The 14,373-nt window shown below is 32.9% G+C and carries 7 protein-coding genes and 5 pseudogenes; 9 read left to right on the top strand and 3 right to left on the bottom strand.

Translation table 11 applies throughout. The annotated features are described in order from the left end of the window. Nucleotides 1–321 precede the first annotated feature (321 nt). On the bottom strand, nucleotides 322–891 hold the full coding sequence (locus P5P87_RS18365; RefSeq protein WP_278020196.1) for a 5-formyltetrahydrofolate cyclo-ligase: 570 nt from the start codon (nucleotides 889–891) through the stop codon (nucleotides 322–324). Next, nucleotides 878–1,854: pseudogene (locus tag P5P87_RS18360) on the bottom strand (succinylglutamate desuccinylase/aspartoacylase family protein). The gene P5P87_RS18365 and the pseudogene P5P87_RS18360 overlap by 14 nt, the downstream one beginning before the upstream one ends. Nucleotides 1,855–1,989: 135 nt before the next feature. Here P5P87_RS18360 and uvrC point away from each other — a divergent pair. The 8 genes and pseudogenes from uvrC to P5P87_RS18320 all read left to right on the top strand — a co-directional run bounded on the left by uvrC (nucleotide 1,990) and on the right by P5P87_RS18320 (nucleotide 12,850). After that, a pseudogene (uvrC, locus tag P5P87_RS18355) lies at nucleotides 1,990–3,782 on the top strand (excinuclease ABC subunit UvrC). Nucleotides 3,783–3,789: 7 nt separating this feature from the next. Next, complete coding sequence (locus P5P87_RS18350; RefSeq protein WP_198855315.1) at nucleotides 3,790–6,084, top strand: patatin-like phospholipase family protein; 2,295 nt, start codon at nucleotides 3,790–3,792, stop codon at nucleotides 6,082–6,084. 319 nt (nucleotides 6,085–6,403) lie between these two features. Then, nucleotides 6,404–7,562 (top strand): annotated as a pseudogene (locus tag P5P87_RS18345) (homogentisate 1,2-dioxygenase). 217 nt (nucleotides 7,563–7,779) lie between these two features. After that, nucleotides 7,780–8,941: pseudogene (gene hppD / locus P5P87_RS18340) on the top strand (4-hydroxyphenylpyruvate dioxygenase). A gap of 296 nt (nucleotides 8,942–9,237) precedes the next feature. Beyond that, the gene (locus tag P5P87_RS18335) at nucleotides 9,238–10,008 is read left to right on the top strand and encodes a DUF3108 domain-containing protein (protein ID WP_198855312.1); all 771 of its coding nucleotides are present in this window, start codon (nucleotides 9,238–9,240) and stop codon (nucleotides 10,006–10,008) included. Next, nucleotides 10,008–10,948: pseudogene (locus P5P87_RS18330) on the top strand (tryptophan 2,3-dioxygenase family protein). The gene P5P87_RS18335 and the pseudogene P5P87_RS18330 overlap by 1 nt, the downstream one beginning before the upstream one ends. Before the next feature lie 25 nt (nucleotides 10,949–10,973). Then, nucleotides 10,974–12,194, top strand: coding sequence for a peptidoglycan DD-metalloendopeptidase family protein (locus P5P87_RS18325; protein WP_278020194.1), 1,221 nt, complete (start codon nucleotides 10,974–10,976; stop codon nucleotides 12,192–12,194). A 35-nt stretch (nucleotides 12,195–12,229) separates the two neighbouring features. Beyond that, nucleotides 12,230–12,850 carry a hypothetical protein gene (locus P5P87_RS18320; RefSeq protein WP_278020193.1) on the top strand — a complete coding sequence of 207 codons (621 nt, stop codon included), beginning with the start codon at nucleotides 12,230–12,232 and terminating at the stop codon, nucleotides 12,848–12,850. A gap of 16 nt (nucleotides 12,851–12,866) precedes the next feature. On the opposite strand, the gene P5P87_RS18315 is transcribed toward P5P87_RS18320, so the two are convergent. Further along, a complete protein-coding gene (locus tag P5P87_RS18315) occupies nucleotides 12,867–13,709 on the bottom strand; it encodes an AraC family transcriptional regulator (protein ID WP_278020192.1) in 843 nt (280 codons plus the stop codon). A 95-nt stretch (nucleotides 13,710–13,804) separates the two neighbouring features. Between P5P87_RS18315 and P5P87_RS18310 the strand changes: the two genes are divergently transcribed. Next, on the top strand, nucleotides 13,805–14,365 hold the full coding sequence (locus P5P87_RS18310; RefSeq protein ID WP_278020191.1) for a short chain dehydrogenase: 561 nt from the start codon (nucleotides 13,805–13,807) through the stop codon (nucleotides 14,363–14,365). The last annotated feature ends 8 nt before the right edge of the window (nucleotides 14,366–14,373 follow it).

Genomic DNA, 14,373 nt, shown 5'->3' with positions numbered 1-14,373 from the left:
TAAAATTAATAAATAGGTTATTGGCTTCAAATAAGGACTAGCATTCCGGATGTACTAGAGACGATTATTTGCAATTTTCGAGTATGCAAAATCGTGCCAAAAAAATTACAATTATTTTTCTTACTTGAAAATAAAATCAGAAACCCTGATTTTTAAAGGGATTTAATGTGAAATATTTTTTGTGGATGCGAAATTTTTTTTGCCACAGATTAAAGGATTAAAATAGATTAATCTTTTGAAATCATTTAATCTGTGGCAAAAATTTATATTCAATGTGTTAGACGCACTGCTGTGCTTCTTTACAGAATATGCGATGTAAAATTAAAATGTATAAATTTTCTCTGGCGTAACGCAATAATCCAATTTGATATCAGATTCAAAAACATCATCAATCTGATTTACGGCTTCAAAGAAAGAAAGTCCGATTTTTAAGGTCTCTGGTTTACATTCGGCAAGGAATTTATCGTAGAAACCTTTTCCGTAACCAATTCGATTTCCAAAAACATCAAAAGCCAAAAGCGGTACAAAAACTACTTCAACTTTAGAAGAAGGCACTTCAATTCCGTCAACAGGCTCTGGAATATTGTATTCGTTCTTTTTGATTTTGGTATTATCAGTCAATAGAAAATGCATCATTTTTCTGGTTTCGAAATCACTTTTAGAAACTAAAATTTCTTTGTCTTTGCCAGAAAGCAAATGTAAAACGTATTCAGTATTGACTTCTTTTTGTTCTTCAATTGGGAGAAAAACATGATAATAAATTTTATCCCAAATTGGCATTTGAATCAATTGGTTTGCAATCGCCAAACTCTTCTCTTCTACTTCATCAAAAGAAAGTTTTTTTCTGAAATTTTTATATTCTATTCGAAGTTCTTTTTTACTCGTCGGCATTGTCTGGAATTTTAGATAAATGATAAATAGCATCGCCTTCGTAAGCAATTGGCGAATGATTGGCATTAATTACATAACCATCATGAGGAGCTTTGACTTTTTGTTCAAATTTCCCAAACGGATCTGTAATAATGGCTAAGATAGTGCCTTTGGTTACAAATTTACCGACCAAATTAAAATCGTGCAACAAACCCGAACATTTTGCACGAAGCCAAACCGATTGTTTAATATAAATTGATGGTGTTAATGCTCGCTCAACAATTTGTTTAGAATCTAGCATTCCTAAATAATCAAGCAAACGCTTTGTTCCTAAAACACCTTGATTTGCGATTTCGTTATTGATATCTAAAGATTTTCCTCCCTCAAAAAGAAGCATTTTTACATTGGCACTTTCAGAAGTTTTTCTAAAAGAACCATTTATATTTTTAGAATAAAGTGTAAAAGGAGCATTAAAAACATCTGCCAGAACTTTCAATTCAGGATTGTTTTCGGTAATTCTAATTTGTGGAGCATTGAATCGGCTCGCGCCACCTGCATGAAAATCGACAGCATAATCTAAAATTGGCAAAATTTCTTCGACAATATGATAAGCAAATCTACTTGCCAGAGAACCTTTTTTACTTCCTGGAAAAACACGATTCAAATCGCGACCATCTGGAAATTCTCGAGATTTGTTCACAAAACCATACATATTGATAACTGGAATGCAAATTATTGTGCCTCGAGCTGGTCTGTTTATTTTTTTACTAATGATCTGACGAACAATTTCGACACCGTTAATTTCGTCACCATGAATTCCTGCCGAAAATAAAACAGTTGGTCCTTCATGCTTAGAACGGCGCACAATAACAGGAATATTCAACTTGGTTGTAGTATGCAGTCGGGCAATTTCGACGTTTATGGTTCTGTGTTCTCCGGCAAAATCGATTCGCCAAAAATAACCAATGGAGTACTATTTTTCATGTAGAATTATAAAATCTAAATATAGAAATTATTCTTTTGATTTCGTAAATTTGAAACTAATTCAATGTTAAGCTTCTTTTAGAAATCGGAATGGTTTTTGAAAAGCTTCTCGAACATCTTCAGAAATACAATAGAATGCAAAAATCGACCTTAGATCTTCAAATTTTAACCTTGCCTGATAACCCAGGCGTGTATCAATATTATGATAAAGACGGGAAAATCTTGTATGTCGGAAAAGCCAAAAATTTAAAAAAAGGGTTTCATCCTATTTCAATAAAATTCACGATACTGCCAAAACGAATGTTTTGGTAAAAAAAATCGTGACCATAAAACACATTGTAGTTCCAACCGAAACCGATGCGCTTTTATTAGAAAACAATTTAATTAAAACACTTCAACCGAGATACAATGTTTTGCTTCGTGACGACAAAACATATCCTTGGATCTGTATTAAAAAAGAACCTTTTTCGAGAATATTTTCAACTCGAAACATGGTCAAAGATGGCTCTGAATATTTTGGCCCATATACCAGTTTCAAAACAGTACATACTATTTTGGATCTTATTAAAGAATTGTATCCGCTTAGAACCTGCAATTATGACTTGAGCCAATCAAACATTAATTCAGGAAAATTTAAAGTTTGTTTGGAATATCACATTGGCAATTGTAAAGGCCCTTGCGAAGGTTTGGAACCTTTGGAAGAATACCAAAGGCAAGTCAATGCTATTCGCGAAATCCTGAAAGGAAATTTCAAAGAAAGTTTAAAGGATTTCAAGAAATTGATGAATAATTATGCGCAAAATTTACAATTTGAAGAAGCGCAGAAAATAAAAGAAAAGATTGAAGTACTAGAAAACTATCAATCTAGATCTACCATTATCAATCCGAAGATTACCAACATTGATGTTTTCTCCATTATTTCTGACGAAAGTGCGACTTATGTCAACTTTCTACAGATTTCACATGGTTCAATTATTCGTTCGCATACTCTAGAAATGAAGAAAAAGCTAGACGAAAGTGATGAAGAATTATTAGAATTGGCCATTGTAGAACTTCGTGAGCGTTTTCAATTATTATCTAAAGAAATTATTGTTCCTTTTGAAATGGATTTGGGCGAAAACATTAAAGTAACTGTTCCGCAACTTGGAGACAAAAAGCAAATTCTAGATTTATCTATTCGAAATGCGAAATTCTACCGAATCGAACAATTGAAACAGTTGCAAATTGTAGATCCCGATCGACATGTGAATAGAATTATGGCTCAGATGCAGAAAGATTTACGTCTTCCTTCTGAACCTCGACATATCGAATGTTTTGATAACTCAAACATTCAAGGAACAAATCCTGTTGCGGCTTGTGTAGTTTTTAAAGACGGAAAACCAAGTAAAAAAGATTATCGCCATTTTAATGTCAAAACGGTTGAAGGACCGAACGATTTTGCTTCTATGACCGAAATCGTGTACCGCCGTTACAAAAGATTGTTGGATGAAAACGAACCTCTACCGCAATTGATTATTATCGATGGTGGAAAAGGGCAACTTTCGGCAAGCATTAAAAAGTATTGATGATTTAGGATTAAGAGGAAAAGTTGCTATTATCGGAATTGCAAAACGTCTGGAAGAGCTTTTCTATCCTGGAGATTCGATTCCGTTATATTTAGATAAAAAATCAGAAACTTTAAAAGTGATTCAGCATTTAAGAAACGAGGCGCATCGATTTGGAATCACTTTCCATAGAGACAAACGAAGCAAATCTGCACTTAATTCTTCTGTAGAAAGCATTCCGGAATTGGAGAAAAAACCATGCTTGCATTAATACAACATTTCAAAAGTGTTAAAAGATTAAAATTAGCTACAGAAAAAGAAATTTCAGAAGTTATAGGTGCTTCCAAAGCAAAAAAAATTGTCGACTTTTACAAAACCAACTAAACATTATATGCGTCCATCCCAATTATACATTTCAAATATTTGGTCAAAAGGAATTTTAACTAAATTCGAAAAAAGAGTTTCTTGGCGCGTATTTATATTCGTTTTTTTAACGGCATTTTTCTTTTCGTCAAAATCATTTTCTCAAGAAATAAAAAAAGACAGTGTCAAAAGACCCAAAATAGGATTGGTTTTAAGTGGTGGTGGCGCCAAAGGTTTTGCGCATATTGGAGTTTTGAAAGTTTTGGAAGAAGCTGGAATCAAAATTGATTATATTGGCGGAACCAGTATGGGATCTGTAATTGGCGGGCTTTATGCTTCTGGTTACAACGCTTCTCAAATCGACTCTATTTTCAAACAAACCAATTTTGACGAATTAATAAACGACTATATTCCGCGTTCTTCTAAGAATTTTTACGGTAAGAAGAATGACGAATTGTATGCTGTTGTTTTGCCATTCAGTAATTTTAGAGTCGGCATTCCAGAAGCACTTTCAAAAGGAATGTACAATTACAATTTATTGAGCAGTTTAACTAGAAACGTGCGTCATGTTCGCGATTTTAATCAACTGCCGACTCCTTTTTTATGTATTGGAACGAATATCGAAACAGGTGAAGAAGTTTTATTAAATAAAGGAAATCTCGTTCAGGCCATGATGGCTAGTTCGGCTTTTCCTTCCTTATTTACGCCAGTTGAAATTGACGGAAATTTGTTGGTTGATGGAGGAGTTGTAAATAATTATCCTATTCAAGAAGTTCGAAAACTTGGCGCCGATATTATTATTGGCGTTGATGTTCAGGATGATTTGCTGAAAAGAAAAAATCTGAAAAATGCGACCAGAATCTTAGTTCAGATTACCAATCTACAGTCTATTGACAAAATGAAAAGCAAAATAAAAGACACCGATATTTATATCAGACCCGATATTCGTGATTTTGGTGTTATTTCGTTTGACCGAGGAGAAGAAATCATCAGAAAAGGAGAAGAAGCGGCTTTTGCCGTTTACGAAAAAATCAAGGCATTAAGCGATGAAAATAACTTTTATAAAAAACCAAAACTGAAAGTTGCAACTGATACACTTCATATTCAAAAAATAAATACAGATAAATTAGAAAATTATACTAAAGAATATATTCGCGGTAAACTTCGTTTCAAACCTGAAAGCACCATAACTTACGATGGTCTTAAAACAGGAATAAACAACTTGAATGCGACACAAAACTTTAGCACAATCTCCTATTGTCTTCAGCCAAATGGAGATAAAGACGATCTTGATTTGGTTTTAAAGGAAAACCCAACTCAAACTTATCTAAAACTTGGGCTTCATTATGATGGTCTATACAAAAGTGCCGTTTTATTAAATCTAACCCATAAAAAGACTTTTTTAAAAAATGATGTTACTTCTCTTGATATCATTTTAGGCGATAATTTCAGATACGATTTTAATTATTATGTCGAAAATGGTTTTAATATCAGTTTTGGTTTCCGTTCTAGATTAAATCAATTTAATCGAAATGTGACTACGAGTTTGAGTAGCGTTCTTAAAGAGACTCCAAATGTCAACCTTATTAATGTTGACTTCATGGATATTACCAATCAGGCTTATTTCCAGACTATTTTTGTACAGAAGTTTTTAATGGGTGGTGGTTTAGAATATAAGTATCTAAAAATTAACTCACCAACACTTACAAATGAAGATAACACAATTGAAAAAAGCAATTATGTTAGCGCCTTTGCTTATCTAAAATACGATTCGCTAGACGAAAAATATTACCCAAGTTCTGGATTATATTTTTCTACAGATTTGCAAACTTATATGGCATCATCAGATTATACGAAGCAATTTAAACCTTTTTCGATTGCAAAAGCCGAAGTAGCAATTGCTAGACCACTATTTAGAAAAGCAACCATAAAATTTGGATTCGATGCTGGATTTAATATTGGTAGCGATAGCGTTCCGTTTTTTGACTTTATATTTGGAGGTTATGGCTACAACAAAATAAACAATTTCAATTATTTCTACGGATACGATTTTCTAAGTATTGCCGGCAACAGCTATATTAAAACGGATATTAATATTGATTATGAAATCTTCAAAAAAAATCACATCAATTTATCTGCTAATTTTGCCAACTTAGGAGATGATATTTTTTCTTCTGTAGATTGGGTTTCTATGCCAAAATACACAGGATACGCAGTTGGTTACGGTCTAGAAACCATTATTGGTCCTATAGAAGTAAAACAATCTTGGTCTCCAGAAATGTCAAAAAGTTATACATGGTTTAGTATCGGGTTTCAATTTTAGTACGATAACCGAGAATACTTCAATAAATTCTGCCTTTTTTTTTACATCATAAAAATTATATCAAAAAAACTAAGTTATTTTATAGTTATAAATAATATAATTTTTATTTTTACTTCGAAAAAAATTACGACATTTGTTATAATGAAAACAAATTGGACAGGTTTATTAGAGTATCTTCAATTCCTCATCAAGAGAAATCCTGAGTAATGGCTCTATCGAATTGAAATAATCAGTCAATTGCAAAAATTGAACTGGTTATTATCTCTGCAATTCAAATTTTCGAATTATCTAATTTACTAATTATCTAATTGAAAAAGCCATGCCACTATATCATAAACTTGGGGATTTTCCTCAAAAGCGACACACCCAATTTGAAAAACCAAATGGCGGTTTTTACTACGAACAATTGTTTGGAACCGAAGGTTTCCACGGACATTCGTCGCTATCATATCATGTACACAGACCAACACAGGTTAAAGAAATTTTAAACTCTTATTCGGTTGAACCTAAAATTGCAATCGGAAAAAATATAAAATCACTTCTTTTTAAAGGTTTTGAATTAAAACCTGAAAATGATTTTCTAGACAGCCGAAAAGCAATGTTAGTCAATAAAGACTGCATTATTGGTTTGGCAGCGCCGAAAGAATCGCTTCGAAATTATTTCTACAAAAATGCCGATGCCGATGAAATGCTTTTCATTCACAGAGGAAAAGGAAAATTAAGAACCATGTTAGGAAATATTCCGTTTGAATATGGCGATTACTTAATTATTCCACGTGGTATTATTTATCAGATCGATTTCGAAACGGAAGATAACCGACTATTTTACGTAGAATCTTATTCTCCTTTTTATACTCCAAAACGTTATAAAAATCAGTCAGGTCAGCATTTAGAACATTCTCCATTTTGCGAGCGTGATTTTATTCTGCCAAATGAATTGGAAACGCATGACGAAAAAGGCGATTTTCTAATCAAAATCAAAAAAGAAGGAATGATTCATGAAGTGGTTTATGCCACACATCCGTTTGACGTTGTTGGTTGGGACGGATACAATTTCCCTTACGGATTTTCAATTCATAATTTCGAACCTATAACTGGGCGTGTTCACCAACCGCCACCAGTGCATCAAACTTTTGAAACAGCTGCTTTTGTAGTTTGTTCATTCTGCCCTAGACTTTACGATTATCACCCAAAAGCTATTCCGGCACCATACAATCATAGTAATATAGATTCTGACGAAGTACTATATTATGTTGATGGCGATTTTATGAGCCGTAATAATATTGAACAAGGTCACATCACTTTACACCCAAAAGGAATTCCGCACGGGCCAGCACCGGGCGCAATGGAACGCAAGCATTGGTCACAAAGAAACTCAAGAATTAGCCGTTATGGTGGATACTTTCCGTCCATTAATGGTTACTGAAGAAGCTATGGGTCTGGATGACGGGAAATATTATAAATCTTGGATGGAGTAACTAATCGAGTTTAACCGCAAAGTTCACAAAGGATTTTTCGCAAAGTTCACAAAGATTAATGACGTTTTACTCAAACGAGTTCACAAAGCTTTGCGTTCTTAGCGATTTTACAAAATATAACTTAAAAAATCTTTGCGCCCTTTGCGTTAAAAAAAAATCTAAACACAACATTCGGAAAAATCAATTAAACGATTAACCGATTAAACAAATAAACATCATGTCAAAAGAAGTTAAATCAGTAGAATACGGATTAGAAAAAATATTTGAAGGAGCACAAGATTTCCTTCCATTATTAGGAACAGATTATGTAGAATTTTATGTGGGAAATGCAAAACAAGCGAGCACATTACTATAAATCTGCATTTGGATATCAGTCATTAGCTTATGCCGGATTAGAAACTGGAGTAAAAGACAGAGCATCTTATGTTTTAAAGCAAGATAAAATCAGAATTGTTTTGACAACGCCTTTAACAGCTGATTCTCCAATTAACGAACATTTGAAAAAACACGGTGACGGAGTAAAAGTTGCAAGACTTTGGGTTGAAGATGCGACAAAATCTTACGAAGAAACTATGAAACGTGGCGCTCGTTCTTTTATGGAACCAACTGTTGAAGAAGATGAATTTGGTCAGGTAGTTCGTTCTGGAATTTACACTTACGGAGAAACGGTTCACATTTTTGTAGAAAGAAAAAACTATAATGGTGTTTTCTTACCAGGTTACAAAGAATGGAAATCTGATTTTAACCCAGAATCAACTGGTTTAAAATATATCGACCACATGGTTGGAAATGTAGGATGGAATGAAATGAATACTTGGGTAAAATTCTACGAGGAAGTTATGGGATTCGTGAATTTCTTATCTTTTGACGACAAACAAATTACTACAGAATATTCTGCTTTGATGAGTAAGGTAATGTCTAACGGAAACGGAAGAATTAAATTTCCAATCAACGAACCAGCCGAAGGAAAGAAAAAATCTCAGATTGAAGAATATTTAGATTTTTACGGCGGACCTGGAATTCAACATATTGCTATTGCAACAGATGACATTATTAAAACTGTCTCACAGCTAAGAGCGCGCGGCGTTGAATTTTTATCTGCTCCTCCTCATGCTTATTATGAAGCAATTCCTGAAAGATTAGGTGTTCATATGGATATGATGAAAGAAGATTTGAACGAAATCGAAAAATTAGCGATCATGGTTGATGCCGATGAAGACGGATACTTATTACAGATTTTTACGAAGCCTGTTCAAGACAGACCGACGCTTTTCTTCGAAATTATTCAAAGAATGGGTGCAAAAGGATTCGGTGCAGGTAACTTTAAAGCCCTTTTTGAGTCTATCGAAAGAGAGCAAGAATTGAGAGGAACGCTATAAAATGTTAATTTTCATATAGAAAACCGCATAATTCTCCAAAAAACGATGCTTTTTTTGCAAATGTTATGTTAAACTTGACTTTTGCTATTTTATTTTTGAACTTTCTATCTATCTTTGCACCGCAAATCAGGAAGGGGTGGTTTCCTTCCGAATTGATATAAATTTCATAATTTATAGTTTTTTGGTTAGTTAATAGCATAAAAACTCAGTCATCTTTGACTGAGTTTTTTTGTTTTGGTACATTTGGAATAGATTTTGCATTTGTCTACCTTTATAATAAACGTAAAGATTATACTATGAAAAAGTTCATTCTCACTATATTAGCACTAACGATACTCTCATTCGCGCCTCAAAAAGAAGATGCTTTCGATACTGGAGAATATTTCAAATTTAGAATACATTACGGAATTGTAAACGCCGGTTATGCAACACTTGAAGTCAAAGATGCCACAATTAACAACAAAAAGGTATATCACTCTGTCGGAAAAGGTTACACAACTGGAATGTCTAAATTTTTCTTTAAAGTAGAAGATTTATACGAAAGCTATTTTGACAAAGAGACAGGAAAACCATATCGTTATGTTAGAAAAATTGACGAAGGCGGTTATACCAAAAATCAAGAAGGTTTTTTTAATCAAAATGAAAACAAAGTTTTAGTAAAAGACTATAAACGAAAATCAGAAAAAACCATAATGGTTTCAGAAGAAGTACAAGATATTGTATCGGCTTTTTACTTTTTGAGGAATCACCCAAATATCGACAAACTCAAATCTGGAGAAGCCATCACAATCGATATGTTTTTTGATGATGAAATCACAAAATTTAAGTTAAAATATGTAGGTCGTCAAGATATTACGACTAAATTTGGTACCGTTTCTACGATGGTTTTTAAGCCATTGGTACAGACAGGTAGAGTATTTAAAGAAAAAGAGAGCTTAACACTCTGGATCACAGACGATGTAAATAAAGTTCCAATTAGAATTAAAGCAGATTTAGCTGTAGGATCTCTTAAGGCTGATCTTGATGAATATAAAGGATTGAAAAGTCCACTTAAAGCAAAAAAATAATGAACCCTACAGATCATTCTGAAGCAATTTTAAAAGAAATTGACCTAAAATTTCAAGCCATAAATCAAAAAACTGATGTTCAGTTAGAAGGATTGCTTTGGGCCAAACCAATTACTTACTGGGATTACATTCAAACCGATGCCCTATTAAATTTACAAATTCAGCGCACCACACTTCCTGACGAAATGGTTTTTATCATGTACCATCAGGTAAACGAATTAATCTTTAAAATGATTCTGTGGGAAATTGATCAGATTGCTGAAACAGAAAACATTCAAGTAGATTTTTCAGCGAAAGATTATCACGAATCACAAGATATTTTGACATGCTTACCAACTCTTTCAGCATCATGGAAAATGGTATGGAAGTAGATCAATACATGAAATTCAGAAATACGCTTACTCCAGCTAGTGGTTTTCAGAGCGCACAATATAGAATGATCGAATTTGCATCGACCGACGTTATCAATTTAACAGATCGCAGATATAAAGCAAATTTTGACGAAAACACCGACTTAGAAACTAGCTTTGAACATCTTTATTGGCAAGCTGCTGGGAAAGACTATCATACTGGCGAAAAATCATATTTACTTAATGAGTTTGAAAAGAAGTACAAAGAACCATTTTTAAGACAAATGGCTTCATTTAAAACAAAAAACCTTTGGCAAAAATTCATCCAATTACCTCTTGAAGATCAACAAAATGCATCGTTGATTGATGCTATGCGCCATTATGACAAAACGGTAAATATTACCTGGGTAATGCAACACCTTAATACTGCCAGAAAATATATTTTAGAAAGCGGAAAAGGCAATGGAGAAGCGACAGGAGGAAGTGACTGGCAAAAATATATGCATCCAAAATACCAAAGACGCATCTTTTTTCCTAAATTGTGGACCGAAGAAGAATTGTCCAATTGGGGAAATGAAACTGAAGCCTAATTTCACCACAAAAAATTTATAAAGTTTGAAAAAAGCAGTCGTAATTTTAATTGTCTTGTTTTCTATTTTTTCATGTAAAAAAGCAGAAGAAAAAGTAGAAACCAAAATTACTAAACCAGCAACCAAAAAAATAGAATTCGGTTTTAATTACGCAGATTTTAATGTTGTTAATGATACTATTTCAAAAGGAGACTCTTTTGGATCAATACTTCAGAGCCAAAATATTGGAGACAAAAAAGTTCATGATATTGTTGAACAGGTAAAAGATTCGTTCAATGTGAGAAGCATCCGTTACGGCAAACCTTTTACTTTACTTCGCTCTAAAAACAAAACAAATAATCTTCAAGTTTTTGTTTATCAGCCAGACGCATTAAGTTATTATGTTATCGACTTAAGAGATAGCATTGCAAAAGCATACAAAAAAATAAAACCCGTTACTTTAAAAAGAAAAATGATCGGTGGCGTTCTTAAAAGTTCATTGTCTGAAACTTTAGGAAACGAAAGTGTCGAAACTGCTTTGGCAAGTCGAATAACAAAAGTTTTTTCTTGGTCTATTGACTTCTTTAAGCTTAAAAAAGGAGATCGATACGGATTAATTTTTACCGAACGATTCATTAACGGAAAAACGTACGACGGAGTTGAAGATCTTGAAGCGGCATTTTTTGAATATAAAGGTAAAATCGTTTATGCCTTTCCTTTTGAAAGAGATACTACTTCTGGAAAAATTGAATATTATGACGATCAAGGAAGAACCCTTAAAAACTTCTTTCTAAAAACTCCGATCAAATTCAGCAGAATCACTTCAAGATTTACAATGAACAGATTTCATCCAGTTCAGCATACTTGGAAAGCACACAAAGGAACCGATTACGCTGCCCCAACCGGAACACCAATTTCTACAACAGCATCTGGAGTTGTAGAAACAACTGGATATACGGCAGGAAACGGAAACTTTGTCAAAGTAAAACATAACGGAACCTACTCTACTCAATATTTACACATGTCTAAAATCTTAGTTCGCCGTGGACAGCGCGTTACTCAAGGACAGACAATTGGTTTGGTAGGAAGTACAGGTCTAGCTTCTGGTCCGCATGTTTGTTATCGTTTTTGGAAAAACGGTGTTCAAGTCGATGCGCTTCGATTGAATCTTCCAACTGGAGAATCTTTAACAGGAAACGACAGAACTCGTTTCATGACTCAGATTGAGCCTTTGAAAAGAGAGTTGGACAGTATTGGTAATTTATAAAAAATCCTTTTTTGTAATTTTTTGAATCGAAAATCATGAAAAATGAACGCCTTAAAACCATGTATCATGAAACTTTTTCTGGTTTAAAATTATTTTACAGAGACACAAATCTTTCTGAAAGTTTAATTTTAAATTACAAAGTCGGACAGATTATTCAAGAAAAAGGATTTACTGATATGAGTTCAATTGGCGGCGGACTTTCGGGAAATTTCAGGTATTTAATTGCAAGTGCACACGCCAAAGATTTATCAAAGTTTAATCCGGATTCAGCAAAAATTGGTCATTTTCTTTTAGACTCGATTGCATATTTCAAAGTATTGGACATTCAGAAAATTGGTGATAAAACTCAAGTTTTCCTTTTAAATATTCCAGACAATTCGATTTCACTTTTCAAAAATTCATCTTCGAACTTAGAAGAAGAAATTATAGAAAAAGCTCAAAAACGCTTTCGCGAAAAAAACGATACTGATTTAATTCCGGAATTACAGACCGAAAATTGGAAAGAAAGAACAAAATCTCCACTCGGAATGAGTGATAATGGCGAACTTTTTTTTGATGATTCTAAAATTAAAACTGAATTTCCAAAAAGAATTGATGTCGATGTTTCGAAGAAAATCATACAGATTAATAAAAAACCTTGGTGGAAATTTTGGTAATTAAACCTCTTAATTACTAGGAATATTTTTTTCTAAATTCCGAAGGATTCATTCCCTTATGTTTCCTAAAAACTTTGTTTAAATGACTTTCATCAGAAAAATTTAATTCATCTGCGATTTCGTTAATTCGCATATCACTGTTCAAAAGTCTAGCTTCAATTAATCTCAATTTATAGTTTGCAATATATTCTTGCAGTGTTTCTCCTGTTTGCTTTTTAAAATATTTACCTAAATAATTAAGCGTAATATTAAAATGGTCGCTTATTTTTTCTGATTTTAACTCTTTTGGATTGTAAATATTCTCTTGAATATAATGTAGAATTTCAAGAACCATTTCTCCTGTTGTTTCTTTAATATTCTTAGGAAGTTTCAAAGCAATATTTCTTGCAACAATTGTAATAATTGTATTTACAATCTGCTCAATAATTTTTTGATGGTAAATCTGCTGATTGTTTTGCTCACTTATTATATTCCCTATTAATGAAGCAATCAATGGTTTATCAATTTGATTTTTTAAAATACAACCTGGGCGATGGCTTGCATTTTGAAGAATATATTCCATTCGCAAAACAGCTTCAGATTGCCCATTTTGAGAACTCGCTTTTACATAATATTCATTAAATCGGAGAAAAAAGAATTTTGTTGGTGTTGTAATTTCAAATGAATGCACATCTTGCGGTGTTACAAGAAATAGATTTCCCATTCGATATTGAAATTTATTATCATTAATAACTTGAATTCCTGTTCCATCAACAATATAAATCAGTTCAAAGAAATTATTCTTCCGAATTGTTTTCGGAAACTGCTCCAATTCTTTAAAATCAACTTCAAAAGGAAGATATAAATTCTTGTTTGTCATTATGCTAAAATACAATTTTAGTACCAATAAGTACAATTTTTCACGATTGCTAACCACTTAATTTTGTTTCAGATAACAAACTAAAAATCGACAAAATGAGAATACTTTTAATTGGAGCAAATGGAGAAATTGGCAAAATACTGCATCCTGCTTTAGCAAAAAATCATGAAATAATTTCGGCTGGAAGAAACAGTGGTGATTTCAGAATCGACTTATCAGATTCAAAATCGATTGAAAAATTATTTGAAGAAGTCAAAAACATTGATGCTTGCATTTGTGTTGCGGGCGATTGCTACACAGGAGATCTACTTTCGCTTGACGAAAAAAAACTAAACATTGGCATTCAAAACAAATTACTTGGGCAAATTAATCTGGTTTTAGTTGGACAAAAATACCTAAACGATAATGGGTCATTTACACTTACATCAGGAAAGATGGGTGATAAACCAGTTAAGAACAATATTAGCAAAGCGATTGTAAATGGCGGAGTCAATAGTTTTGTTCTCGCCGCTTCGCTAGAATTAGAAAGAGGAATTAGATTAAATGGTATAAGTCCAGCAAAAGTTGCAGATATTCTGAGCGAAGATTTAATAAACGCTTATGCAAAGAGCATTGAAAAATCTATAAATGGAGAAATCATTAAAGTAAACTACTAAATTTAAAA

This window comes from Flavobacterium ginsengisoli, assembly GCF_029625315.1.
GTDB lineage: Bacteria > Bacteroidota > Bacteroidia > Flavobacteriales > Flavobacteriaceae > Flavobacterium > Flavobacterium ginsengisoli.
The sequence above is the reverse complement of the archived record's forward strand: the minus strand, read 5'-3'. Positions and strand labels throughout refer to the sequence as shown.

Coding starts and splice junctions, on each gene's coding strand:
- P5P87_RS18335 (WP_198855312.1), top strand. CDS start 9,238: ATGAAAAAGTTCATTCTCACTATATTAGCACTAACGATACTCTCATTC.
- P5P87_RS18315 (WP_278020192.1), bottom strand. CDS start 13,709: ATGACAAACAAGAATTTATATCTTCCTTTTGAAGTTGATTTTAAAGAA.
- P5P87_RS18365 (WP_278020196.1), bottom strand. CDS start 891: ATGCCGACGAGTAAAAAAGAACTTCGAATAGAATATAAAAATTTCAGA.
- P5P87_RS18350 (WP_198855315.1), top strand. CDS start 3,790: ATGCGTCCATCCCAATTATACATTTCAAATATTTGGTCAAAAGGAATT.
- P5P87_RS18320 (WP_278020193.1), top strand. CDS start 12,230: ATGAAAAATGAACGCCTTAAAACCATGTATCATGAAACTTTTTCTGGT.
- P5P87_RS18310 (WP_278020191.1), top strand. CDS start 13,805: ATGAGAATACTTTTAATTGGAGCAAATGGAGAAATTGGCAAAATACTG.